Raw genomic sequence first — 22081 nt, 5'->3', positions numbered from 1 at the left:
GAACGTGCCCGGCTGGGTTTGGATAGGCCCGTTCAGCCCCCGGTGACAGACCCAATCCACTCCCGTTCACGGAGCGCGCCTCGTTCATGTCGTCCGCCCTCGCCGACACTTCCACGGCCCGTAATGCCGCCGCGCTGACGCTCGATCCGTCGGTGTTCGACCCGGCCGCCATCGCCTCCGATACGCGCGCGCTCAATGCGGCCATCGTCAAGGCGCTCAGCGCCGTGCCAGACCGCTGGGTGTTTCCCATGGCGATGCTGCGCAAACTGCGGCTGGAGGGCAAGGGTCCGTTCCCCCTCGCGCCGGAGAGCCCCTATGCGCAGGTGATTGAGATCGAGGGCAAGCGCGGGCCGGTGGCGCTGCGCATCCTCACCCCGCCGACGCCGCCCAAGGGCGTCTATCTGCACATCCATGGCGGCGGCTGGTGCCTCGGCTCGGCGCGGGAGAATGACGGCATCAATCACCGCTTCGTCGAGCGCACCGGCTTTGCCGTGGTCTCCGCCGATTATGGCCTTGCCCCCGAGCAACCCTGGCCGGCGGCGCCGGATGATTGCGAGGCGGCGGCGCTCTGGCTGGTGCGCGAGGGCCTGGGGCGCTTCGGCACCGAGCGCTTCGCCATTGGCGGCGAATCGGCGGGCGGCAATCTCGCGGTGGCGACACTGCTGCGGCTGCGCGACCGGCACGGGCTCACCCCCTTCCGGGCGGCCAATCTCACCGCCGGCTGCTACGACCTCGGCCTGACGCCGAGCGCGCGGCAGTGGGGCGACGAGCCCCTGGTGCTCAACACCCGCGATATCAACGTCTTCGTCGGCCACTATCTGCGCGAGGGCGGCAACATCGCCGATCCCGACATCTCCCCGCTGCACGCCGATCTCAAGGGCCTGCCGCCGGCGCTGTTCACCGTGGGCACGCGTGACGCATTGCTCGACGACACGCTGTTCCTCGCGCCGCGCTGGCTGGCGGCGGGCAATGCGGCCGAGCTCGCCGTCTATCCCGGCGGCTGCCATGTGTTCATCGGCTTTCCCGGCACGCTGGCCGATCAGGCGCTGGCACGCAGCCACGCCTTCATCAGCGCCTGCTGAAGGCGTGGGGCGAGTTCAGAGCTTCTCGCCCTGCCCGGCCTGCTCGCCGCGCAGGCGGTTCACCATCTCCATGAAGCGGCGGAAGGCGATTTCGGCGACATCGAGCGCCTCGTCGAGCCGCTTGCGGGCTTCCTCGGTCATCGGCGCGTCCGGCGCGCCGTCCTTGGGCTGAGCCATGATGTCCGGCACGCCGGCGCGACCCTTCTCCAGCTCGGCGATCCGGGCCTGAAGGCGGCTGATCTCCGCCTCCAGCGCCGCGCGATCCTCCGGCACCGCCTCGCAGACATAAGCGCCCGCTTTGGCCGAGCAGAAGGACAGGGCGCCCGAGCGCGTGTCGAGCTTCAACACGCCGCCCTCGACCGCCTGCAGGCTGAAGCCCGGCGCGGGAGCGGCAGGGCCGGATGGCGCGGGCGCCGCTGCGCCAGGCGTCGTGCCGGGGGTGGCCGTCGTGGCGCCCGCCTGGGCGAGGGCCGGCGACGCCACCGCGAGACAAGGGAGCGCGGCGACGGCGGCAAGGGCGGCGAGGTGGCGAAGCGCCTTCATGGTGGTCCTCCGTCGTGCAGGGCGCCACCAGCGATGGCGCTTGGTCAGGGCGTGAACGGCGCGCGGCCGCTGGCGAGGGCGGCGTCAAGCAGATCGAGCCGGTCCTGTCCCCAGAACACCTCACCATCTAGGACATAGGAAGGCGAGCCGAAGACGTCAGCCTCCACCGCGGCATCGTGATTGCCCTTGTAGATGGTCAGCGTGCGCTCGCCCTGCGCGCTCTCGATCAGGCTCGCAGGCAGGCCGAGCTCGGCGAGCACGGCGGACAGCGTCGCCGCATCGGCCATGTTCTCCTGACGCTGCCAGATTCCGGCGCCGAGGCGGGCGACCAGCGGGGCCGGGTCATGCCCGGCAAGCTGGGCGGCGATGATGAGCCGGTCGGCGAGGTTCGGGTCGAACGGCCAGTGCGCCGGGCTGATATGGAAATCGAGGCCGCGCGCCAGGCGCCAGCGCTTCAGCTCCAGAAACCGGTAGCGCTGGCGCGCCGGGTGGCGCTTGGGCAGCGGCAGGCCACCGGTTTCAGCGAACAGCTCGCCGAGCAGCACCGGCTTGAAATTGATCCGGGCGCCGTGGCGGGCGGCAATGTCGAGGAACAGCGGAAAGCCGATGAAGGCCCAGGGGCTCTGGGTGGAGAAATAATAGTCGATGGAACGGGAGGTGGAAGCGGAGGTGGACATGGGCGCCTCGGGCTGCGGCGCTCAGGCGGGCGCCGGAATCATGCCGCGAACGCTAAAGCACCGCCCGCTCCCGCGCAAAGCACCCCCTCAAAACGCCAGCGGCGCCCCACGAGGGAGCGCCGCCGAACGGACAATCGAGGAGAGAAGCGTAAGCGCCCGAAATCAGGCGGCGACGCGGGCCGGGAAGGCGGCAACCATCTGGCGGAGCTCGTCGATGGCCTCGTCGATCTCGACCTTCTGCTGCTCGAGAAGGGCGAGCTGCTCGGCGCACTTCTCGCGGGTGAGCGCCAGGCCACCATTCGGCATGGCCGAACCTTCGCGCAGGGCGACCATCGCCTTGATCTCGGCGAGGGTGAAGCCGAGCTTCTTGCCCTTGAGGATGATGGCGAGGCGGGCGCGCTCGGCGGCGGTGTAAAGGCGGGTCAGGCCCTCGCGGCGCGGCGACAGGAGGCCCTTGTCCTCATAGAAGCGCAGGGCGCGCAGCGTCACATCGAACTCACGGGCGAGATCGCCAATGGTGAAGTACTGGGTCTCGCTGCTGGTGAGCGAGGCATCGACGGCGCGATCGGCTTCAAAAGAGGAGAAATCCATCGGGGCGACTCCAGGGGGTTTTGACGGGGACACGTCAGTGAAGTTGACGCAGTCTCGCAGACCGGCTTCCGCTAGGGGAGAAAGTCGCACCCTCCCTTAGGGCAACTTACTGTTAAACGGACCCTCAACAGCCTGTTACCAATCGCCTTTTCGGATTACGGCGAGAATGCGGCGCGCGCCAAAACCGCAGCGTTAAGCGGTGTAAGGGGCGTCGAGTTTACCTTCGGACATGGGGGCAATGCGGGGAAAGGCACCGGCCGCCGACTCATTCGCGAAGTCCGTGGGTCACGCGCTGGCATGATGCGGCCCGCCGCGACGCTCAAAAGCGGAGCGAGGCGACGGCTCGGCCGGTTTTTCAGGGGCGTCGCCACGTCGTGGTTAATCGCCGGTAGCGCATTAACGCGACATTTACCAAGAAATTGAACAGTCGGTCGCATGAGCTCCAGCGCTGGAGGTGGCGATTCTCGCCCCGCCCGCGCCGATGCGACGGAGACCCCAGGTGAGGCAAGGCGCCCCTTCGACGACGGGCCACATCGCGCCCGAAGCATGGCGAGCGATGAGCGAGGCCGCACGCCAGGCCGGCCTGCCGCTCGACCAGTGGCTGAAGGACCAGCTTCTCGCCTCCAATGCCGGGGCGATGCAGACGGCGAACGCCGTCGGCGGCACGGTGGATGATCTCCAGCGCCGTGTGCAGGAGCTGTCCGGCGTGATCGACCGTCTGGTCAGCGCCGCCCCGGCAAGCGTGTCCGCCGGGCTCACCGACCCCCACCCCGTCGAGGCCCGCCCCGTCGAGCCGCGCCGCGAGGCGCTGCGCATGGACAGCTATGCGACGGCGACCACGGGGATGGCGACCGCGCGCCCCGCGCCGCCGGCACCTTCCGCCGAGAACCGGCTCGATGCCGCGCTGCGCCAGATCAATGAGCGCCTCGATTCGATGAACGCCCCGCGCCAGCGCGCCGCCGCGTCGGCGGGGATGGCGAGCGCTCCGATGGCGAGCGCGTCCAACCAGTATTTCGACCGGCGCGCGAACGAGATCGTGCGCACCGCCGAGACGCTGGCCCGCGCCGGCCAGCCCCTCGCCAGCGCCCCGTCCGTCAGCGCGCCGCTCGCGAGCAGCGCCCGGCTGACCGATCCGCTCGCCCGTTTCGCCGATACCGTGCCCGGCCCGGCGGCGATCGAGGCGGCGGTAGCGGAGATCGCCGCGCGCCAGAACGAGCTCGACGCTTCCCGCGAGACGCTGCGCGAGCCGGCCCGCGAGGCGAGCCACGACTATTCCCGCGATATACGCGGCGAGGCTGGCCGCGAGCGCCGCATCCCCTCCCCGCCCTCGGCCCCGATGACGCCGCCCGCCGGCGCCGCCGCGCCGCGTCCCCTGCTCATCAATGAGCAGATCGGCGCGCTGCAGCGCGAGCTTGGCGAGATGCGCGCGAGCGTCGGCGAACTCGCCCCGCGCCGCGCGGTGGACGACCTCCAGCGCACCGTAACCCGCCTCGCCGAGCGCGCCGAACGCGCCCAGCTCGGCGATGAGGACATGCGCGCCAGCCTTGGCGCGATGCGCGAGATGATCGGCTCGCTCAAGCTGCCGGAGCACCCGGCGGTGCTGATCGGCCGCATCGAGACGCTTGAGCGCAAGATCGACATCGTCAACGCCAAGAGCGTCGACGGCGCCGCCATCGCCCGCCTTCAGGCGCAGGCGAGCGAGATCCGCGACCTTCTCGGCCGCGCGCTGTCGACCGACGCGCTGCGCCTGCTCGCCGAGCAGGTGGCGCTGCTCGCCGCCAAGGTGAGCCAGATGCCGGTGGTGGACGAGGCGATGATCCGCTCCGCCGTCGGCCAGATCGAGCGCCGCATCGACCATCTCGCCGACCGGATCGGCAACCAGCCGGCGCCCACCATCCCGCTCGGCGACATTTTCAGCCGCCTCGATTCGATCCAGAACGGCCTCGCCAGCGTGCGCCGCGAGGTGCCGGCTGAGGTCGAGCCGCTGATCCGGGGCCTCGCGGATCGCATCGAGCGCATCGAGCGCCCGGTGGCGATGCCCGATCACGGCCCGCGCTTCGATGCGCTGAGCCGGCAGGTCGCCGCCATCGCCGAGAAGCTCGATTCCGCTGGCGACCCGGCGGCGAAGATCGGCGGCCAGCTCGCCACCATCGAACGCGCGGTGAACGACCTGTTCATCCAGATGGAAGAGACCCGCGCCACCATCCTCGCCAATGCCGGCCACCGGCCGCGCGGCGGCGGCACGGGCGGGCAATTGCTGAAGCGCGAGATCGCCGCCATCGAGGCGAACCGCGCGGCCGCAAGCGCTCCCGCTGCCGCGCCGGTGGCCTCCATGGAGGCGCCCGCCGCGCCCCCGCACGCCCCGGCCCCGTCTGTGGCGGCCGAGCCGCAGCCCATCTTCACCCCGCCGCCGGCCTCAATCCCCAAGCCCTTCGAGCCGCAGCTCATGCGCGCGGCGCTGGAGGAGCTCTCGCGCTCCCCCGAAGTCGCCGCCGCCTTCGTCACGCCGCAAATGGCGCCAGAAGCCGCGCCGGCGCCGGTCGCCCCCGCTCATGTCGCCGCTCCCGTCGCCGCCGCGCCCGCATCCCCCGCCTTCGAGCCGGATGAGGGGGCGCTGATCGGCGCGCTGGGCGATGACTACGCCTATGACGCCAACGCCCGCGTGAGCGAGGATGAGGAGACCGAGGCGCGGGGGACCGGCGCGCCGAGCCGCACCCAGTTCATCGCCCAGGCCCGCCGGGCGACGCAGCCCGCCTCCGTCGTGCTGCCGGAAATGCACAGCCGCATCGGCGACCGTCTTCAGCGGCCCCGGCCGGTCTCCGCGAGCCGGCGCTGGCTCGCCCGCATCCGCGCCATGCTGCTGATCGGCATGTGCGGCTCGGCCATGGCCTATGGCTCCTGGCACCTGCTCACCACCATGCGCGAGGCGCAGCTGCGCGCCCGGGCGCCGGTGGCGGCACCGACCAATGTCGCCCGCCCGGCGGCGCCCACGGCCGCGCCCGGCTCGCAGCCGTCGCCCGACGACATCACCGGCTCCATCGGCGCGCCGCGCAGCGTGACGCCGCAGGTGATCCCGGCGCCCGCCCCCGCGCCCGAGGCGACCCCGAGCGAGGCGCCGACGCCGCTGCCCGGCCCGTCTTCCAGCCTGTTCGTGCCCTCGGACCTGCCGGCCGCGATTGGCGGGCAGGGCCTGCGCTCGGCTGCGCTCGCGGGCGACCCGGCCGCCGGCTATGAGATCGGCCACCGCTTCCTCGACGGGATCGGCGTGACCGCCAGCCCCGCCCGCGCCGCCGAATGGTTCGAGTTCGCCGCCGCCAATGGCTCGGTGCCGGCCGCCTACCGGCTCGGCGCGATCTATGAGAAGGGCCTCGACGGGGTGGCGCGCGATGTCGCCCGCGCCCGCCAGCTCTATGAGCAGGCCGCCAATGCCGGCAATGTGCGGGCCATGCATAATCTCGGCGTGCTGCTCGCCGCCGGTGTCGATGGCCAGCCCGATTACCGCACGGCCGCCCAGTGGTTCGCCCGCGCCGCCGAGCGCGGCGTGCGCGACAGCCAGTATAATCTCGCCGTGCTCTATGCGCGCGGCTTCGGCGTCGCGGTGGACCTGCCGCAGGCCTGGCGCTGGTTCTCGCTGGCGGCGGCGGCGGGCGACGCGGAAGCGGCGGTGAAGCGCGACGAGATCGCCGGCAAGATCGACGCCAAGGCGCTGGCGAGCGCCCGTGCCGCCATCGCCAAATGGACGCCGACCCTGGTCGATGCCAAGGCCAATGGCTCGGACTGGACCGCCGACGGCACGACCCCGAAGAAGACCGCCTCGCGCTGATCGCGGGCGAGCGAGCGCCTAGCGATCCGGCAGGCAGGCATGGTGGGCGAAGCGGTAGATGCGCGCGCCCCCGACCAGATGGGCGGCGAAATCCCCGGCGAACAGCCCGGCCACCGCCGCATCGCGAATGTTCAATCCCCCCGCATAGGCGCCGAGCGCCGGCATGACGAGGCGCGCCCCGTCGCTCGCGAAACAGCGCCGCCGCAGCGCGCGCCCGCGCACCACGAGCCGCGCCACCGGGTGCAGATGGCCGGCGATTTCGCCGGTCACCGGATGGGCGGAAGGCTCATGGCGTAAGACGAGCGGACCGACGCGCAGTTCCTCCGCCGGCGTGCCGCCGAGGCCGGGCATGGGATCGGGATCGTGATTGCCGGCGACCCACACCACTTCGCGCCCGCGCATGAGGTCGGCGAGCTGCCCGCGCTCCAGCGGGCCGAGCCGTTCGGCACCGCGCCGGTCGTGAAAGCTGTCGCCGAGCAGGACGAGGCGGCGTGGGTTCCAGCGCCCGACGATCTCGCTGAGCAGAGCGAGCGTGGCGCGGGTGTCATAGGGCGGCAGCGGCACGCCGCGCGCGGCGAAGGACGAGCCCTTCTCCAGATGCAGGTCGGCGGCGATCAGCATCCGCTCGGCAGGCCAGTACAGCGCGCCGGCGCAGTCGAGCACGAGGCGCGCGCCGGCGAGGGCGAACTCGTCGCCCGCGCCCACCGCCTCATCCGCCGTCTGCGCGACCACCTGCGCCACTCATCGCCTCCCGGATCAGTTCGTCCTCGGCCTCGGCGAGCAGGGCTTCAGACGCCTCGCCCGCCACGCGCTCGCGGCCGATCTCCAGCATGACCGGCACGGCGAGCGGGGAGACGCGCGCCAGCGGCACATGATCGATTCGCCCGCGAATGCGCATCAGCATGTCGGAGAGGCGGCGAATGTCCAGAAGACCGGTCGCCGCGTCCGCCCGCGCCGCGCGCAAGAGCACATGGCCGGGCTCATGCCGGCGGAGCACGTCATAAATGAGGTCGGTGGACATGGTGACCTGCCGGGAGTTCTTCTCCTGGCCGGGAAAGCGCCGCTCGATCAGCCCGCCAATGACCGCGCATTGCCGGAAGGTGCGCTTCATCAGCGAGGATTCCGCCAGCCAGTCCTCGAGATCGTCGCCGAGCATGTCGGCGTCGAACAGGCCGTCCAGCGAGAGCCGCCCATCGGCAATGGCCAGCGAGAGATCGGACATGCCGTAAATGGCGATGGCATAGTCATTGGCCATGAAGCCGAGCGGGTTCAGCCGCGCGCGGTCGAGCCGGCGGGTGAGCAGCATGCCGAGCGTCTGGTGGGCGAGCCGGCCCTCAAAGGGGTAGGCGACGAGGTAATGCCGCCCGCCGCGTGGAAAGGTCTCGATCAGCAGATCCTCGCGACCCGGCAGGCGCGAGCGCCATTTCTGCAGCTCCAGCCAGTCGCGCACCTGGTCGGGCAGGCTCGCCCAGCGCGCGGGCTCGGCCAGCAGCGCGCGCACGCGGGCGGCGAGGAAGGTGGAGAGCGGGAACTTGCCGCCGGCATAGGAGGGCACGCGGGGGTCGGTCGCCTGCGTGCGGGTGACGCGCACCTCGTTCTCGGCAATGGTCAGGAAGGCCAGCACCTCGCCGGCGAAGACAAAGGTGTCGCCGGGGCTGAGCTGCTCGGCGAAATATTCCTCCACCTCGCCCAGCACCCGCCCGCCATAGCGCGCCTTGGCTCCCGCAAGGCGGACCTTGAGCATGGTGGATTCGACGATGGTGCCGACGTTGAGCCGGTATTGCTGCGCCATTTGCGGGTTGGCGACGCGCCAGCGGCCATCCTTCATGCGGCGGATGCGGGCGAAACGCTCATAGGCGCGCAGCGCATAGCCGCCGGTGGCGACGAAATCGAGCGTGTCGTCGAAATCCGTGCGGGTCAGCTCCGCATAGGGCTCGGCGGAGACGACCTCGCGGTAGAGATCATCCGCGCTCACCGGCCCGGCGCAGCACATGCCGAGAATATGCTGGGCGAGCACATCGAGCGCCCCGGAGCGGATCACCGCGCTGTCCTGCGCCCCCGCGCGCACCGCCTCCAGCGCGGCGCGGCATTCCAGAACCTCGAAGCGGTTCGCCGGCACCAGCACGGCGCGAGAGGGCTCATCCAACCGGTGATTGGCCCGGCCGATGCGCTGCATGAGGCGCGAGGAGCCCTTGGGCGCGCCGACATTGATGACGAGATCGACCGCGCCCCAGTCAATGCCGAGATCGAGCGAGGAGGTGCAGACCACCGCCTTCAGCCGCCCCTCGCCCATCGCCGCCTCCACCTTGCGGCGCTGGGCGACGTCGAGCGAGCCGTGATGCAGGGCGATCGGCAGATTGTCGTCATTGATGTGCCAGAGCTCCTGGAACAGCAGCTCGGCCTGCATGCGCGTGTTGACGAAGACCAGCGTCGTCGTGTTGGCGGTGATGAGCCGGTAGATTTCCTTCAGCGCGTGGCGGGCGGTGTGCCCGGCCCAGGGCACATGGGCGGCGCTCTCCAGCATGGAGAGATCCGGCGCCGCGCCGGCCTCCGCCACCACCATGTCGCCCATCTCCTGACCGCCGGTCTGCGGCACCAGCCAGCGGCGCAGCGTGTCGGGATCGGCCACCGTGGCGGAAAGGCCGACCGTCTGCGCCAACGGGGCGAGCGCCCGCAGCCGGGCGAGGCCGAGGCTCAGCAGGTCGCCCCGCTTGGAGCCGGCGAGGGCGTGGAGTTCGTCCAGCACGATGCGCTTGAGGTCGCCGAACAACGGCTCGGCGTCGGCGGAGGCAAGCAGCAGGGCGATCTGCTCGGGCGTGGTGAGCAGGATATCCGGCGGGTCGCGGCGCTGGCGCTGGCGGCGCGAGGCCGGGGTGTCGCCGGTGCGCGATTCGATGCGGATCGGCAGGCGCATTTCCTCCGCCGGCCGCTCCAGATTGCGGGCGACATCCACCGCCAGCGCCTTCAGCGGGGAGATGTAGAGCGTGTGGATGCCGGGCGGGCGCACGCTGTTGCGCACCACCGGGCGCTGGGCGAGATCGACGAGGGTCGGCAGAAAGCCCGCCAGCGTCTTGCCGGCGCCGGTGGGGGCGATCAGCAGGGTGGAGCGCCCGTCGCGCGCCTTCTCCAGCAGTTCCAGCTGATGCGCACGCGGCGCCCAGCCCCGCCCGGCGAACCAGCGGCGGAAGCTTTCGGGCAGAAGATCGTCAGGGGCGGAATCGCGTGAGGGCACCGCGCAAAGCTAATGCGCCGGGAGGGAATTGCGAGGGGGGCGCGTGCCGGAGCACCTGCCGCCTCGCACACCGTCATGCCCGGGCTTGGCCCGGGCATCCACGACTTCCCGGGTGTGTGGACGGAGCGAAAGGCCCGGAGGACCGGGACAAGCCCGGCCATGACGCTGCTTCGATTGAAAGCGTCATCCCGGAATTGCCGCAGGCAATATCCGGGATCGTTGTCCGATGATGAGCGCTTTCGGCACGCGATCCCGGCTCTCCGGCTTCGCCTCCGGCCGGGATGACGACTAGACGGCTTTCACCGCCACCACCACCAGCCCCGGCACCGGTTGCTCCTTCTCCGTCCGCGTCGACTGCCCGGCGCAGGAGATCAGCGCGAGGCCAGCCTCGGCCAGCGCCGCGCGCACGTAAATCTCGGCATGGGCGAAGCGCAGCGTGTCGCGCAGCAGGATGCCGGCGCCGTCATGGGTCTCGACGGTGAAGGCCAGCAGCCCGCCGGGCTCCAGCACGCGGGCGCTCTCGGTGAGGATGGGGCCGAGATCATCAAGATAGCAGAAGGCGTCGCCAGCGAAGATGAGGTCCACCTCCTGCGCCGGGCGGGCCGCGAGGAAGGCGACCATCTCGCCCGCCACCGCGCGCTCATAGACGCCGCGGCGCTGCGCCAGCGCGATCATGTTGGGCGAGAGATCGACGCCTTCCAGCGCGCCGACATGATCGGCAAGCCGCGCCGCCACCAGCCCAGTGCCGCAGCCGAGATCCAGCCCGCGCCCGAAGGCATAGGGCCGCGCGAGCGCGGCGCAGGCGTCGGAAAGGGCCGCGTCGATCAGCTCCGGCCCGCGATAGCCGAGCCGGGCCAGCGCGGCGTCGAAGCGGTCGGCATACTGGTCGAACAGGGTGCGCACATAGGCTTCACTCATGCCGAAACCCGTTCCCGCCCCGCCTGCCTCCGGCAGCGTGCCGCCGAGGCGCACAACATGCAGGCCCGCACCCAGCGTGTCGGCAGGGTCGAGATCGAGCGCGCGCTCATAGGCGGCCCGCGCCGCCTCAAACTCGCCCATCGCCTCGCGCGCCTCGCCGAGCAGGAACCAGCCGGGCGCGTAGTGGTCGGCGCGCTGCAAGGCCTCGTCGAGCAGGGCGGCGGCATCGCCCGGATTGCCCTCGACTATGAGGGCGCGCGCCCAGTCCATCCGGCGGTCGACCAGAGGGTCACCGGAAGAGAGGATCAGCCGGGCGGCGCTCATGAGAGGTTCTTTCAGGGGGCTCGCGGAAAGTCGCGGCGCCGCCCTATATATCGTTGGCGATGCGCCCGGAAGAGCTTCTCCACTCCACGCCCCAAGGCCTCTATTCGCCGGCCGGCGATTTCTTCATCGACCCGACCCGCCCCGTGCCGCGGGCGCTCATCACCCATGGCCATTCCGACCATGCCCGCGCCGGCCACGGCGCCGTGCTGGCGACGCGGCAGACGCTCGACATCATGGCGATCCGCTATGGCGAGACCTTCGCCGGCTCGACACAGGCGGCCGCCTATGGCGAGAGCACGCGCGTCAACGGCGTGACCGTCACCTTTTACCCGGCCGGGCATATTCTCGGCTCGGCGCAGATCCTGCTGGAAAAGGACGGCTGCCGCATCGTCGCCTCCGGGGACTACAAGCCGGGCGCCGACCCGACCGCTTTGCCCTTCGAGCCGGTGCGCTGCCATGTCTTCATCTCCGAGGCGACTTTCGGCCTGCCGGTGTTCCGACATCCCGAGCCGGCCGACGAGATCGCCAAGCTGATGCAATCGCTCGCGCTGTTCCCGGAGCGGGCGCATCTCGTCGGCGCCTATGCGCTCGGCAAGGCGCAGCGGGTGATGGCGCTGCTGCGCGCCGCCGGGCATGAGCGGCCGATCCTGCTGCATGGCGCGATGGAAAAGCTCACCGCCTATTATCAGGCCGAGGGTATCGACCTCGGCGCGGTTTGCCCGGCGCGCGGGCTGAAGGGGGCGGAGCTCGCCGGCGCGGTGGTGCTCTGCCCGCCAAGTTCGCTCACCGATGTGTGGTCGCGGCGTTTCCCCGACCCCGTCACCGCCTTCGCCTCGGGCTGGATGCGCATCCGCGCCCGCGCCCGGCAGAACGGCGTCGAGCTGCCTCTGATCATTTCCGACCACGCCGACTGGGACGATCTTCAGGCCTCCATCCTCGCCACGGGCTGCGAGGAGCTCTGGGTCACCCATGGGCAGGAGGACGCGCTGGTGCATTGGGCCGGGCTTGCCGGCCTGCGCGCCCGCCCGCTGCACATGGTCGGTTATGGCGAGGAAGAGGCGGAGAACGCCGCCGCCGAGGCCACCGCGATCGCGGATGGCACGGCATGAACCGCTTCGCCGCGCTTCTCGACCGCCTCGTTTATGAGCCGCGCCGCAACGGGAAGATCCGGCTCATCGCCGATTATTTCCGCCACACGCCGGACCCCGAGCGCGGCTGGGCGCTGGCCGCGCTCACCGGGGCGCTGTCGTTCCGCAACGCCAAGCCGGGGCTGATCCGCCAGCTCATCATGGAGCGCACCGACCCGGTGCTGTTCGCGCTGTCCTATGATTATGTCGGCGACCTCTCCGAGACCGTCGCGCTGATGTGGCCAGCGCCGCACGGCCGCAACGACACCGAGCCGCCGCCGCTCTCCGCCATCGTCCACACCTTCACCCATATGGGCCGGGCGGAGATGCCCGCGGTGCTGGCCTCGCTGCTCGACCGGCTGGACGAGACCGGGCGCTGGGCGCTGTTGAAGCTCATCACCGGCGGGCTGCGCATCGGCGTGTCCGCGCGCCTCGCCAAGACCGCGGTGGCGGCGCTGGGCGAACGCACGCCGGACGAGATCGAGCTGGTCTGGCCGGGCCTCGCCCCGCCCTATGAGGCGCTGTTCGCCTGGGCGGAGGGGCACGGCGAGAAGCCCGAGACCGAGGACCCCGCCCCGTTCCGCCCGGTGATGCTTTCCCACCCCATCGAGGATGCCGATTTCGCCGCGCTCGACCCCGCCGCTTTCCGCGCCGAATGGAAATGGGACGGCATCCGCGTGCAGGCGGTGCGGTCCGCCGGGCCGGATGGCCGGCATGTCACCCGGCTCTACAGCCGCACCGGCGAGGATATTTCCGGCGCCTTCCCGGACCTTGCCGAGGCGCTGGCCTTTGACGGCGCGGTGGATGGCGAATTGCTGATCCTGCGCGAGGGGCGGGTGCAGTCCTTCAACGTGTTGCAGCAGCGGCTGAACCGGAAGGTGGTCTCCGCCAAACTGATCGCGGAGTTCCCCGCCCATATCCGCGCCTATGATCTCCTGGTCGAGGCGGGGGAGGATTTGCGCGACCTGCCCTTCGAGGCGCGCCGCGCCCGGCTCGCCGCGCTGATCGCCACGCACCCCGCCGAAGGCCGTCTCGACCTCTCCCCCCTCGTGCCCTTCGCGAGCTGGGACGAGCTGGCGAGCGCCCGTGCCGACCCGGCCTCCCATGGCGCGGGGGAGGATGCGGAAGCGGTGGAGGGCGTGATGCTGAAGCGCGCCGATACGCCTTATCTGCCCGGACGTCCCAAGGGCCCGTGGTGGAAATGGAAGCGTGACCCGCACAGCGTCGATGCCGTGCTGATGTACGCCCAGCGCGGCCATGGCAAACGCTCCTCCTATTATTCCGACTACACCTTCGGGGTGTGGACCGGGGAGCGTTCCGGCGAGGGCGAGTTGGTGCCGGTCGGCAAGGCCTATTTCGGCTTCACCGATGCCGAGTTGATCGAGATCGACCGCTTCGTGCGCCGCCACACGGTGAACCGCTTCGGCCCGGTGCGCGAGGTGGTGCATACCGCCAGCGAGGGGCTGGTGGTCGAAGTCGCCTTTGAGGGGCTGGCGCGCTCGACCCGCCACCGCTCGGGCCTTGCCATGCGCTTCCCCCGCATCGCCCGGCTGCGCTGGGACAAGCCGCCGGGCGAGGCCGACCGGCTAGCGACGCTGGAAGCGATGATCGGCGAGGAGGGCAGCGCCCCCCGCCGCGCCGCTCCCAACCCCGCCGCCGGCGTGCTAGGGAAGGCGCCAACGACTGCCGAAGGAGCGTAGATCATGGCCGATAATCAGCTCGCCCGCTGGATGGGCGGCTCGCCGCTCTGGGTGCTCATCCGGCTGCTGCTGCTCTCGCTGGTGGTCGGCGTCATCCTCTCCGCCCTCGGCCTCGACCCGATGAACATCTTCGCCAGCCTGGAAAGCCTGGTGCGGCATCTGTTCCATTTCAGCTTCGAGGCGGTGGAACGGCTGTGGCGCTATTTCGTGCTCGGCGCGGTGATCGTCATCCCGCTGTGGATCATCATGCGCCTCGCCAATCGCGGCCGCTGACCCGCCCGGCTTGACGGCCCGCCCGCGCGGCGGGAGGCTCCGTGATCCCCGGACGGCAAGAAGCCGGGGATGAGGGAGTGATCATGACCACGCCACGCACCGGCGCCGCCTTCGGGGCGGCGGCCGCCCTGCTTCTCGCCCTCGCCTCACCGCTCGCGGCGGATGGCTCAGGCGACCCGACGCCGGCCAGCGTCAGCGACGGGGAATATAGCGACAAGGCCGGCAACCCGACCTTCAAGATCGAACCCGACGGCACGGTCGACTGGTACACCTCGGTCGGCTACATCCGCTACGCCGCCAACTGCCTGCAATGCCACGGGCCGGACGGGCTGGGCTCCAGCTTCGCGCCCTCGCTGGTCGATGCGCTGAAGGCGCTCGACTATGACGCCTTTCGCGACACGGTGGTGAACGGCAAGCAGAATGTCAGCGTGAGCCAGGATCTGGTCATGCCCGCCTTCGGCACCAACCCCAATGTGATGTGCTATCTCGACGCCATCTTCATCTATCTGCGGGCCCGCTCGGACGGCGCGCTCGGGCGCGGCCAGCCGCAGAAGAACGCCCCCCGCCCCGCCGGCTACAGCGCGCAGGAAAATGCCTGCATGGGCTGAACGCCGGCATGGGGTAGGCGCGCCGAGCCTCGCCAGCCTCAGCCGGGGAACGGCTCGCGCGCCAGAGCGGCGGCGTTGCGGCCGGTCAGCGCGGCAAGCGTCGTCTTCTCGCGGGCAAGATGCGCGACAAGCCCCGCCTTGATCCGCTCGGCCAGCCCCAGCCCTTCATAGACGAGGCTCGAATAGAGCTGGATCAGGCTCGCCCCGGCCTCGATCTTGGCGAGCGCGGTCTGCGGGCTGTCAATGCCGCCGACGCCGATCAGCGGGAAGGCGCCATCGACGCGCAGATAGGTCTCCGCCAGCATCCGGGTGGAGAGCGCAAAGAGCGGGCGGCCGGAGAGCCCGCCGGTCTCGCTTTTCGCCGCCGCGCGCAGGGTGGGCGGGCGAGAAATGGTGGTGTTGGAGACGATCAGCCCGTCGATCCGCCGGCGTCTCGCCACCTCCACCACCCCGTCGAGATGGGCTAGCGCGAGATCGGGGGCGATCTTCAGGAGCAGCGGGATGCCCGGCGCCGCCTCGTCGCGCGCGGCGATAACGCGGGCAAGCAGATCATCCAGCGCGCTCTCCTCCTGCAGGTCGCGCAGACCCGGTGTGTTGGGGGAGGAGACGTTGGCGGTGAAATAGCTGGCGAGGCCGGCAAAGGCGCGGATGCCCGAGACATAGTCGGCGGCGCGGTCGCTGCTGTCCTTGTTCGCCCCGACATTGACGCCGACGATCCCCGCCCGGCCGCGCCGCGCGGCGAGCCGCGCTTTCGCCGGGCCATGGCCGCCGCTGTTGAAGCCATAGCGGTTGATGACCGCGCGGTCCTCGACGAGGCGGAAATTGCGTGGGCGCGGATTGCCGGGCTGCGGGCGCGGCGTGATGGTGCCCACCTCGACGAAGCCGAAGCCGGCGCCGAGCATCGCGTCCGGCACCTCGGCCTCCTTGTCGAAGCCGGCGGCGAGGCCCACCGGGTTCGGGAAGCGCAGGCCGAAAGCGTCCACCGCGAGGCGCGGATCATCCGCCGGGGCGGGGCCGGCCGGCAGGCGGGAGAGCGCGCTTATGGCAAGGCCATGCGCGGTTTCCGGGTCGATCAGCCGGGCGAAGGGAAGCGCGAGATCGAGCAGCGCACGCATGATTCAGCCCTCGAACGCGGGAAAGAGGTGGCGCCCATGCTCGCCCAACGGCAGGTCGCGCACCCAGGCGACGGCCGCGAGATCGAGCGGGGCGTAGAGATGGGGAAACAGATCGCCGCCGCGCGAAGGCTCGAAGCGCAGCGCGGCGGGATCGAGCCGTTCGGTGCGGATGGCCACCAGCAGCAGATCGTCCTGCCCAGCGAAATGGCGGGCGGCGGTCTCGGCCACCTGCGCTTCCGTCGAGAAATGGATGAAGCCGTCGGCAAGGTCCACCGGCGCGCCGTCAAAGCGCCCGGCCTCTTCCGCCGGCTGCCACAGCGCGCGCGGCACGATCTTGTAGACGAGAGCGGGGGGCTGACTCACGGGACTTCATCCTGCTGCGGCGGGGTCGCGCCCGCTCTAGCCCCGCTCTGGTGAGCTGGCAACGGCGAAGTCGTGCGCACGCATGGCGCGCGAGGCGGCTGGACTTTGGCGAGAATAGGGTATAATTCCTATTCATCCGACAAAATTCCGGCGGCGGTGCATTGTGCTGACTCATCCGCAGATCTGGCGGGCCATTGACCGGCTGGCCGAGCGCCATGGGCTGAGCCCCTCGGCGCTGGCCAAGCGCGCCGGCCTCGACGCGACCACCTTCAACCGCTCCAAGCGCACCACGGCTGACGGGCATCTGCGCTGGCCCTCGACCGAGAGCATCGCCAAGATCCTCGCGGCGACCGCGACCAGCCTCGATGACTTCATGGCACTCATCGAAGGGGCGACGGCGGGGCGCCGGGCGATCCCGCTCATCGGCTTCGCGCAGGCGGGCGCGGGCGGCTATTTCGACGATGCCGGCTTTCCGGTCGGTGGCTCGTGGGACGAGATCGCCTTTCCCAATGTGGGCGACGAGCACGCCTATGCGCTGGAGATCGCCGGCGATTCCATGCTGCCGCTCTACCGCGACGGCGATGTCGTGGTGGTCTCCCCGGCGGCGCCGGTGCGGCGGGGCGACCGGGTGATCGTGAAGACGCGCGAGGGCGAGGTGCTGGCCAAGGAACTGAAGCGCCGCACCACGCGCACAGTGGAACTGCGCTCGCTCAACCCGGAGCACCCCGACCGCAGCTTCACGGAAGGCGAGATCGCCTGGATCGCGCGCGTGCTCTGGGCCAGCCAGTAGCCGCTTATCCACAGGCGGGCCATCCACATAGAAACGGCCCCCGCAGGGGCCGATTCCGTCGCGCCTCAAGGGCTCGGTCAGTAGCGGCAGGGCACGCTCACGGTGCGGCCATAGGCATCGCGGGCGTAGCAGTCGCCCGGCGAGGTCGCCGCGCCGATCACGGCGCCGGTGCCCGCGCCGATGGCGCCACCGATCGCCGCGCCCGTGCCGCCGCCGGCGATGCCGCCAATGACGGCACCGGTGCCGCCGCCGATCAGCGCGCCGCCCGCGGTGCGGCGCTCTGTGGTGGTGCAGGCGGCCGCGCTGAGCGCGATGGCGCAGATGGCAATGACCTTGAACATGATTTCCCTCTCCAGACTGGGCCCTGTCCTGTCGGGCCTGCCCGAAGGCCGCCCGTCAACAATCGCCCCCTTCAACGCACGAGGCTAGGACCGGTTCCAAAAGTACCGTGTGAGGGCGCGAACGGGGTTCCTACGGATGGAAATGCCGATTATCATAGTTACTACATATACTAATCGCACTTAAGGCACGGAGCCCTCCGGCTCGGCCAACTTATGGAGAGAGCGATGACCATCCGCCTGGGAGACGTGGTTCCCGATTTTGAAGCCCAGACGACCGAAGGTCCGATCCGCTTCCATGAGTGGCTCGGCTCGTCCTGGGGCGTGCTGTTCTCGCACCCGAAGAACTTCACCCCGGTCTGCACCACCGAACTCGGCCAGGTGGCGCGGCTGAAGCCGGAATTCGACCGGCGCAATGTGAAGGTCATCGGCCTGTCGGTCGATCCGCTCGACGCGCACGCCAAATGGGCCGACGACATCGCCGAGACGCAGGGCTTCGCGCCGAACTTCCCGCTGATCGCCGATCAGGACCGCACAGTCTCCGGCCTCTACGACATGATCCACCCCAACGCCTCCGACACGATGACGGTGCGCTCGGTGTTCATCGTCGGGCCGGACAAGAAGCTGAAGCTCTCGCTCACCTACCCGGCGAGCGCGGGGCGCAACTTCGACGAGATCCTGCGGGTGATCGATTCGCTCCAGCTCACCGCCCAGCACTCGGTCGCCACGCCGGCGAACTGGAAGGATGGCGACGACGTCATCATCGTGCCGGCGGTTAGCGACGAGGCAGCCAAGGAGAAGTTCCCCGGCGGCTGGAAGACGCTGAAGCCCTATCTGCGCGTGGTGCCCCAGCCGGGCAAGTAAGGCGCAAGACGCGGCGCGACGCCCGGCGCGGGCGTCCGTCCTTGCCGCGCATCGCCGCTCACGGCCGGGGGCTTTCCCCGGCCGTTCCCGCCGCCTCCGCCGACTGGCGGTGCCCGAGGATGCGGTGGACATTGCCCTCGATCCAGTCGGTCAGCGTGCCCAGATGATCGGCGACCTCCCGGCCCATCGGCGTCAGGCTGTATTCGACATGCGGCGGCACGACAGGGAAGGAGCGGCGCACGACGAAGCCGTCCTCCTCCAGAAGGCGCAGCGTCTGCGCCAGCATCTTCTCGCTCACCCCCGCCGCCATGCGGCGCAGCTCGCTGAAGCGCATCGTGCCGTCGCGCAGGATGAGCAGGCACAGCGTGCCCCACAGGCTGCTCACATGCTTGAGCACCTCGCGCGAGGGGCAGTCGGTCGCGCGCAGCTCGCCGCGCCGGACCCGCTCCTTGAAGGTTTCCCGATCCAGGCTCATCGCGTCCTTACCTTCCCCGCACCGGCCATACTAACCAAAAGGTGCGTACTTTCCATTAGAGAGTATGGACGCTAGCGTGCCGCGCATCAAGTTCACCACGCGTTGAGGCTGACATGACTGATCTACTTCTGGTGACCGGGGCCTCCGGCCAGTTCGGCCAGCTCGTTCTGGCTCATCTGACTCAGGAGCTGGGCGTCGCCCCCTCCCGCATCGTCGCGGGCACGCGCGATCCCGCCAAGCTCGCCGACTGGGCCGCCAAGGGCGTCCATGTGCGCGCGCTGGATTTCGAGGACGCCAGCACCTTTGCCCCCGCCTTTGCCGGCGTCGGCCGCGCCCTGCTCATCAGCACCGATGCGCTCGACCGGCCGGGCCGCCGCCTCGCCCAGCATCAGGCGGCCATCGCCGGGCTGGAAGCGGCGGGCGTGAGCCACGTCGTCTACATCTCCGCGCCGAAGCCGGAGAACTCGCCGCTGCTGCTCGCGCCCGACCATGAGGGCACGGAAAAGGCCCTCGCGGCCAGCGCCCTCCCCGGCTGGACCGTGCTGCGCAACCATTGGTACTTCGAGAACCTGTTCGCCTTCCTGCCGGCGGCCATCGCGTCGGGCAGCTGGTACACGGCCGATGAAGGCCAGGGCAGCGCCGACATCGCCCGCGACGACCTCGCCTTCGCCGCCGCCAAGGTTCTGGCCGGCAGCGAGAGCGGCAAGGCGACCTACACGCTCTCCGGCCCGCAGGCGCTGACCAAGGCGGAGATCGCCAGCGCGGTGAGCGCGGCCATCGGCAAGCCGATCGCGGTGGTGCAGGTGCCGCTCGAAGGGCTGGTGCAGGGCATGGTCCATGCCGGCCTGCCCGAGCCGCTGGCGCGGGTGTTCGCGTCCTTCGATACGAACACCGCGGCCGGCCGGGTCGCCGAGATCACCGGCGACTTTGTCCGCCTGACCGGCCGCCAGCCGCGGTCCTTCGCGGAGTGGCTCGCCGCCAACACCCCGGCCCTCGCCGCGCTGTGAGGCACGGCTCCACCCCGCCGTGCCGAAGGCGTCGTGGATTCCCGGATCAAGCCGGGAGGACATTGGGCAGGGGACCGCCATGGTCCACCCATGGACCGTCATGGCCGGGCTTGGCCCGGCCATCCACGCCTTTGACCTGTAGCGGCCGGAAACGTCGTGGATCCCCGGGTCAAGCCCGGGGATGACGTCGGAGTAGGGCCCAGATGACACCGCATCTGGCCGATCAACCGAGCTTGGTTCAGGCGAGCTTGGTTCAGCCGAGCTTCTTGCGGTACTCGATGAAGCCCGGCCGGTCGGCCAGCGTGTTGTAGAGGCGCTGCGCGGTGCTGTTGGTCTCATGCGTGAGCCAATACACATCCGCGCAGCCCCGCCGGGCCGCCTCGGCATAGACATGCTCGATCAGCGTCCGGCCCACGCCCTTGCCGCGCGCGGCGGGGCTGACGAACAGGTCGTTCAGATAGCAATAATCCTGCACGCTCCAGGTCGAGCGATGGGACAGCGCATGGACGAGGCCGAGCGGCGTCTCGCCCTCGAAAGCCAGCGCGCCCCACATCGGCTCGGCCGGATCGGTCAGGCGGGCGAAGCTGGTGCGGCTCGTCTCCTCCGGCAGGCTCGCCTCATAGAAGGTGAGATAGGCCTGCCAGAGCGGCGCCCACACGGCGTAGTCCTCCGCCACCAGTGGACGGATGGTGATGCCTGCCTTGCTCATGCGAGTACCCTGCCCTTTTCCAACGCCGCGCCGCGCAGAAACTCGTCCGCCGGCAGGGCGCGGCTGCCGGCCTTCTGAACCTCGGTGAGGCGCACCGCGCCCGCCCCTTCGCCCTCGCCGCAGGCGATGGTGAGATCATCGCCCAGCACCGTGCCCGGCGCGCCGGCCCCTGCTGCCAGCGTCGAGCGCAGCACCTTCACCCGCGCGCCGTCCAGCTCGAACCACGCACCGGGAAAGGGCGACAGGCCGCGAATATGGTCGTGCACCGCCTTGGCCGGGCGGCTCCAGTCGATGCGGGTCTCGCTTTTGTCGATCTTGGCGGCATAGGTCACGCCCTCCGCCGGCTGCGGACGGAAGTCGAGACCGCCGCGCTCCAGCGCTGCCAGCGCCCGGCCCATCAGGTCCGCGCCGACGATCATCAGCCGGTCGTGCAGCTCGCCCGCCGTCATGTCCGGGCCGATGGCGACGCGCTCGACGAGGCCGACCGGGCCGGTATCGAGCCCGGCTTCCATCTTCATCACCGCGACGCCGCTCTCGGCATCCCCCGCCATGATGGCGCGCTGGATCGGCGCCGCGCCGCGCCAGCGCGGCAGCAGCGAGGCGTGCAGGTTCAGGCAGCCGAGCGTGGGCAGGTCGAGAATGTTCTGCGGCAAGATGCGGCCATAGGCGACGACCACGGCGACATCGGCCTCATGGGCGGCGAAGGTCTCCGCCGCCTCGGGCGTGCGCAAGCTCGCGGGCGTCAGCACGGGCACGCCGAGCTTTTCCGCCGCGCGGTGCACGGGCGAGGGCACGAGATCGAGACCGCGCCGCCCGCCCGCCGCCGGGGCGCGCGTGTAGCAGGCGACGACCTCATGGCCGGTGCCGACGATCTCGGCGAGCGTCGACACCGCGAAATCGGGCGTGCCCATGAAGACGATGCGCATGAGTGCCCCCGGTGATGATGCGCGGACCGCGGACGGGCTCAGTCGCCGTCGCGTTCCTTCTGCTTGGCGAGCTTGGTGAATTTGGTCATCACCCGATCCCGCTTCAGCTTGGAGATGTGGTCGATGAACAGCACACCGTTGAGATGGTCGATCTCGTGCTGCACGCAGGTGGCGAGCAGACCCTCGGCGTCGATCTCGCGCGTCTCGCCGTTCAGGTCCATGTAGCGGACCTTCACCCGCGCCGGGCGCTCGACATCGGCATAATATTCCGGGATCGACAGGCAGCCTTCCTGATAGACCGACAGTTCCTCGGAGGCGCCGATGATCTCGGGATTGATCAGCGCGATCGGGTTCTTGGCGTCCTCGCTATCATCCTCGCGCTCGCGCCGGCCGACATCGACGGTGACGATGCGCTCGGGAATGCCAACCTGGATGGCGGCAAGGCCGATGCCCGGCGCGTCATACATGGTCTCGAACATGTCCTCGACGATCGCGCGCACGCGCGCATCCACGCGCGTCACCGGATCGGAGATGAGCCGCAGGCGGGAATCGGGGAGAATGACCAAGGAGCGTATCGACATGGCGTCCAGATAAGG

The 22081-nt window shown here is 70.3% G+C and carries 22 protein-coding genes; 9 read left to right on the top strand and 13 right to left on the bottom strand.

The genetic code is table 11. The features are described from left to right. Positions 1-86: 86 nt before the first annotated feature. Positions 87-1082, top strand: coding sequence for an alpha/beta hydrolase (locus AncyloWKF20_RS20130; protein ID WP_279315718.1), 996 nt, complete (start codon positions 87-89; stop codon positions 1080-1082). Positions 1083-1097: 15 nt separating this feature from the next. Here the strand turns inward: AncyloWKF20_RS20130 and AncyloWKF20_RS20125 are convergent, their stop codons facing one another. The 3 genes from AncyloWKF20_RS20125 to AncyloWKF20_RS20115 form a co-directional block, all read right to left on the bottom strand. Beyond that, complete coding sequence (locus AncyloWKF20_RS20125; protein ID WP_279315717.1) at positions 1098-1625, bottom strand: hypothetical protein; 528 nt, start codon at positions 1623-1625, stop codon at positions 1098-1100. Positions 1626-1669: 44 nt separating this feature from the next. Beyond that, positions 1670-2302: a 2-hydroxychromene-2-carboxylate isomerase gene (locus tag AncyloWKF20_RS20120; RefSeq protein ID WP_279315716.1), complete on the bottom strand. Its 633-nt coding sequence runs from the start codon at positions 2300-2302 to the stop codon at positions 1670-1672. Between the two features lie 162 nt (positions 2303-2464). Further along, positions 2465-2893, bottom strand: a complete 429-nt coding sequence (locus AncyloWKF20_RS20115; RefSeq protein ID WP_279315715.1) for a MerR family DNA-binding transcriptional regulator — start codon at positions 2891-2893, stop codon at positions 2465-2467. A gap of 556 nt (positions 2894-3449) precedes the next feature. Here AncyloWKF20_RS20115 and AncyloWKF20_RS20110 point away from each other — a divergent pair. After that, the gene (locus AncyloWKF20_RS20110) at positions 3450-6716 is read left to right on the top strand and encodes a hypothetical protein (protein WP_279315714.1); all 3267 of its coding nucleotides are present in this window, start codon (positions 3450-3452) and stop codon (positions 6714-6716) included. An 18-nt stretch (positions 6717-6734) separates the two neighbouring features. Here the strand turns inward: AncyloWKF20_RS20110 and pdeM are convergent, their stop codons facing one another. From pdeM to AncyloWKF20_RS20095, 3 genes are all read right to left on the bottom strand, one after another. Then, positions 6735-7448 carry a ligase-associated DNA damage response endonuclease PdeM gene (pdeM, locus tag AncyloWKF20_RS20105; RefSeq protein ID WP_347710395.1) on the bottom strand — a complete coding sequence of 238 codons (714 nt, stop codon included), beginning with the start codon at positions 7446-7448 and terminating at the stop codon, positions 6735-6737. Beyond that, a complete protein-coding gene (locus tag AncyloWKF20_RS20100) occupies positions 7426-9948 on the bottom strand; it encodes a ligase-associated DNA damage response DEXH box helicase (protein ID WP_279315712.1) in 2523 nt (840 codons plus the stop codon). The genes pdeM and AncyloWKF20_RS20100 overlap by 23 nt, the downstream gene beginning before the upstream one ends. A 288-nt stretch (positions 9949-10236) precedes the next feature. Further along, complete coding sequence (locus tag AncyloWKF20_RS20095; protein ID WP_279315711.1) at positions 10237-11190, bottom strand: methyltransferase domain-containing protein; 954 nt, start codon at positions 11188-11190, stop codon at positions 10237-10239. 59 nt (positions 11191-11249) lie between these two features. On the opposite strand from AncyloWKF20_RS20095, the gene AncyloWKF20_RS20090 reads away from it, so the two are divergent. From AncyloWKF20_RS20090 to AncyloWKF20_RS20075, 4 genes are all read left to right on the top strand, one after another. Next, positions 11250-12299: a ligase-associated DNA damage response exonuclease gene (locus tag AncyloWKF20_RS20090; RefSeq protein ID WP_279318041.1), complete on the top strand. Its 1050-nt coding sequence runs from the start codon at positions 11250-11252 to the stop codon at positions 12297-12299. Next, positions 12296-14017 carry a cisplatin damage response ATP-dependent DNA ligase gene (locus AncyloWKF20_RS20085; protein ID WP_279315710.1) on the top strand — a complete coding sequence of 574 codons (1722 nt, stop codon included), beginning with the start codon at positions 12296-12298 and terminating at the stop codon, positions 14015-14017. Before AncyloWKF20_RS20090 ends, AncyloWKF20_RS20085 begins: the two co-directional genes overlap by 4 nt. A 3-nt stretch (positions 14018-14020) precedes the next feature. Continuing rightward, positions 14021-14290 carry a DUF6460 domain-containing protein gene (locus AncyloWKF20_RS20080; protein ID WP_279315709.1) on the top strand — a complete coding sequence of 90 codons (270 nt, stop codon included), beginning with the start codon at positions 14021-14023 and terminating at the stop codon, positions 14288-14290. Between the two features lie 83 nt (positions 14291-14373). Next, the gene (locus tag AncyloWKF20_RS20075; protein WP_279315708.1) at positions 14374-14898 is read left to right on the top strand and encodes a c-type cytochrome, methanol metabolism-related; all 525 of its coding nucleotides are present in this window, start codon (positions 14374-14376) and stop codon (positions 14896-14898) included. 38 nt (positions 14899-14936) lie between these two features. Here AncyloWKF20_RS20075 and AncyloWKF20_RS20070 read toward each other — a convergent pair whose 3' ends face one another. Then, a complete protein-coding gene (locus AncyloWKF20_RS20070; RefSeq protein WP_279315707.1) occupies positions 14937-16013 on the bottom strand; it encodes a quinone-dependent dihydroorotate dehydrogenase in 1077 nt (358 codons plus the stop codon). Positions 16014-16016: 3 nt separating this feature from the next. Further along, positions 16017-16376, bottom strand: a complete 360-nt coding sequence (locus AncyloWKF20_RS20065) for a DUF952 domain-containing protein (RefSeq protein ID WP_279315706.1) — start codon at positions 16374-16376, stop codon at positions 16017-16019. 163 nt (positions 16377-16539) lie between these two features. Here AncyloWKF20_RS20065 and AncyloWKF20_RS20060 point away from each other — a divergent pair, with 163 nt between their 5' ends. Beyond that, entirely contained in the window at positions 16540-17166 is a 627-nt protein-coding gene (locus AncyloWKF20_RS20060; protein ID WP_279315705.1) for a helix-turn-helix transcriptional regulator, read from the top strand. A 77-nt stretch (positions 17167-17243) separates the two neighbouring features. Here the strand turns inward: AncyloWKF20_RS20060 and AncyloWKF20_RS20055 are convergent, their stop codons facing one another. Beyond that, positions 17244-17507: a hypothetical protein gene (locus AncyloWKF20_RS20055; protein ID WP_267583795.1), complete on the bottom strand. Its 264-nt coding sequence runs from the start codon at positions 17505-17507 to the stop codon at positions 17244-17246. A gap of 225 nt (positions 17508-17732) precedes the next feature. Between AncyloWKF20_RS20055 and AncyloWKF20_RS20050 the strand changes: the two genes are divergently transcribed. Beyond that, complete coding sequence (locus tag AncyloWKF20_RS20050; protein WP_279315704.1) at positions 17733-18368, top strand: peroxiredoxin; 636 nt, start codon at positions 17733-17735, stop codon at positions 18366-18368. 58 nt (positions 18369-18426) lie between these two features. On the opposite strand, the gene AncyloWKF20_RS20045 is transcribed toward AncyloWKF20_RS20050, so the two are convergent. After that, complete coding sequence (locus AncyloWKF20_RS20045) at positions 18427-18843, bottom strand: helix-turn-helix domain-containing protein (protein WP_279315703.1); 417 nt, start codon at positions 18841-18843, stop codon at positions 18427-18429. Between the two features lie 113 nt (positions 18844-18956). Between AncyloWKF20_RS20045 and AncyloWKF20_RS20040 the strand changes: the two genes are divergently transcribed. Continuing rightward, the gene (locus tag AncyloWKF20_RS20040; protein WP_279315702.1) at positions 18957-19850 is read left to right on the top strand and encodes an SDR family oxidoreductase; all 894 of its coding nucleotides are present in this window, start codon (positions 18957-18959) and stop codon (positions 19848-19850) included. A 253-nt stretch (positions 19851-20103) separates the two neighbouring features. Here the strand turns inward: AncyloWKF20_RS20040 and AncyloWKF20_RS20035 are convergent, their stop codons facing one another. Genes AncyloWKF20_RS20035 through def form a run of 3 tightly spaced genes read right to left on the bottom strand, consistent with a single transcriptional unit; the run spans position 20104 to position 22066 of the window. Further along, the gene (locus AncyloWKF20_RS20035) at positions 20104-20559 is read right to left on the bottom strand and encodes a GNAT family N-acetyltransferase (protein ID WP_279315701.1); all 456 of its coding nucleotides are present in this window, start codon (positions 20557-20559) and stop codon (positions 20104-20106) included. Next, on the bottom strand, positions 20556-21485 hold the full coding sequence (fmt, locus tag AncyloWKF20_RS20030; RefSeq protein ID WP_279315700.1) for a methionyl-tRNA formyltransferase: 930 nt from the start codon (positions 21483-21485) through the stop codon (positions 20556-20558). The genes AncyloWKF20_RS20035 and fmt overlap by 4 nt, the downstream gene beginning before the upstream one ends. A gap of 38 nt (positions 21486-21523) precedes the next feature. Further along, the gene (def, locus tag AncyloWKF20_RS20025; protein WP_279315699.1) at positions 21524-22066 is read right to left on the bottom strand and encodes a peptide deformylase; all 543 of its coding nucleotides are present in this window, start codon (positions 22064-22066) and stop codon (positions 21524-21526) included. Positions 22067-22081 lie beyond the last annotated feature (15 nt).

Source organism: Ancylobacter sp. WKF20 (genome assembly GCF_029760895.1).
Taxonomy (GTDB): domain Bacteria; phylum Pseudomonadota; class Alphaproteobacteria; order Rhizobiales; family Xanthobacteraceae; genus Ancylobacter.
The sequence above is the reverse complement of the archived record's forward strand: the minus strand, read 5'-3'. Positions and strand labels throughout refer to the sequence as shown.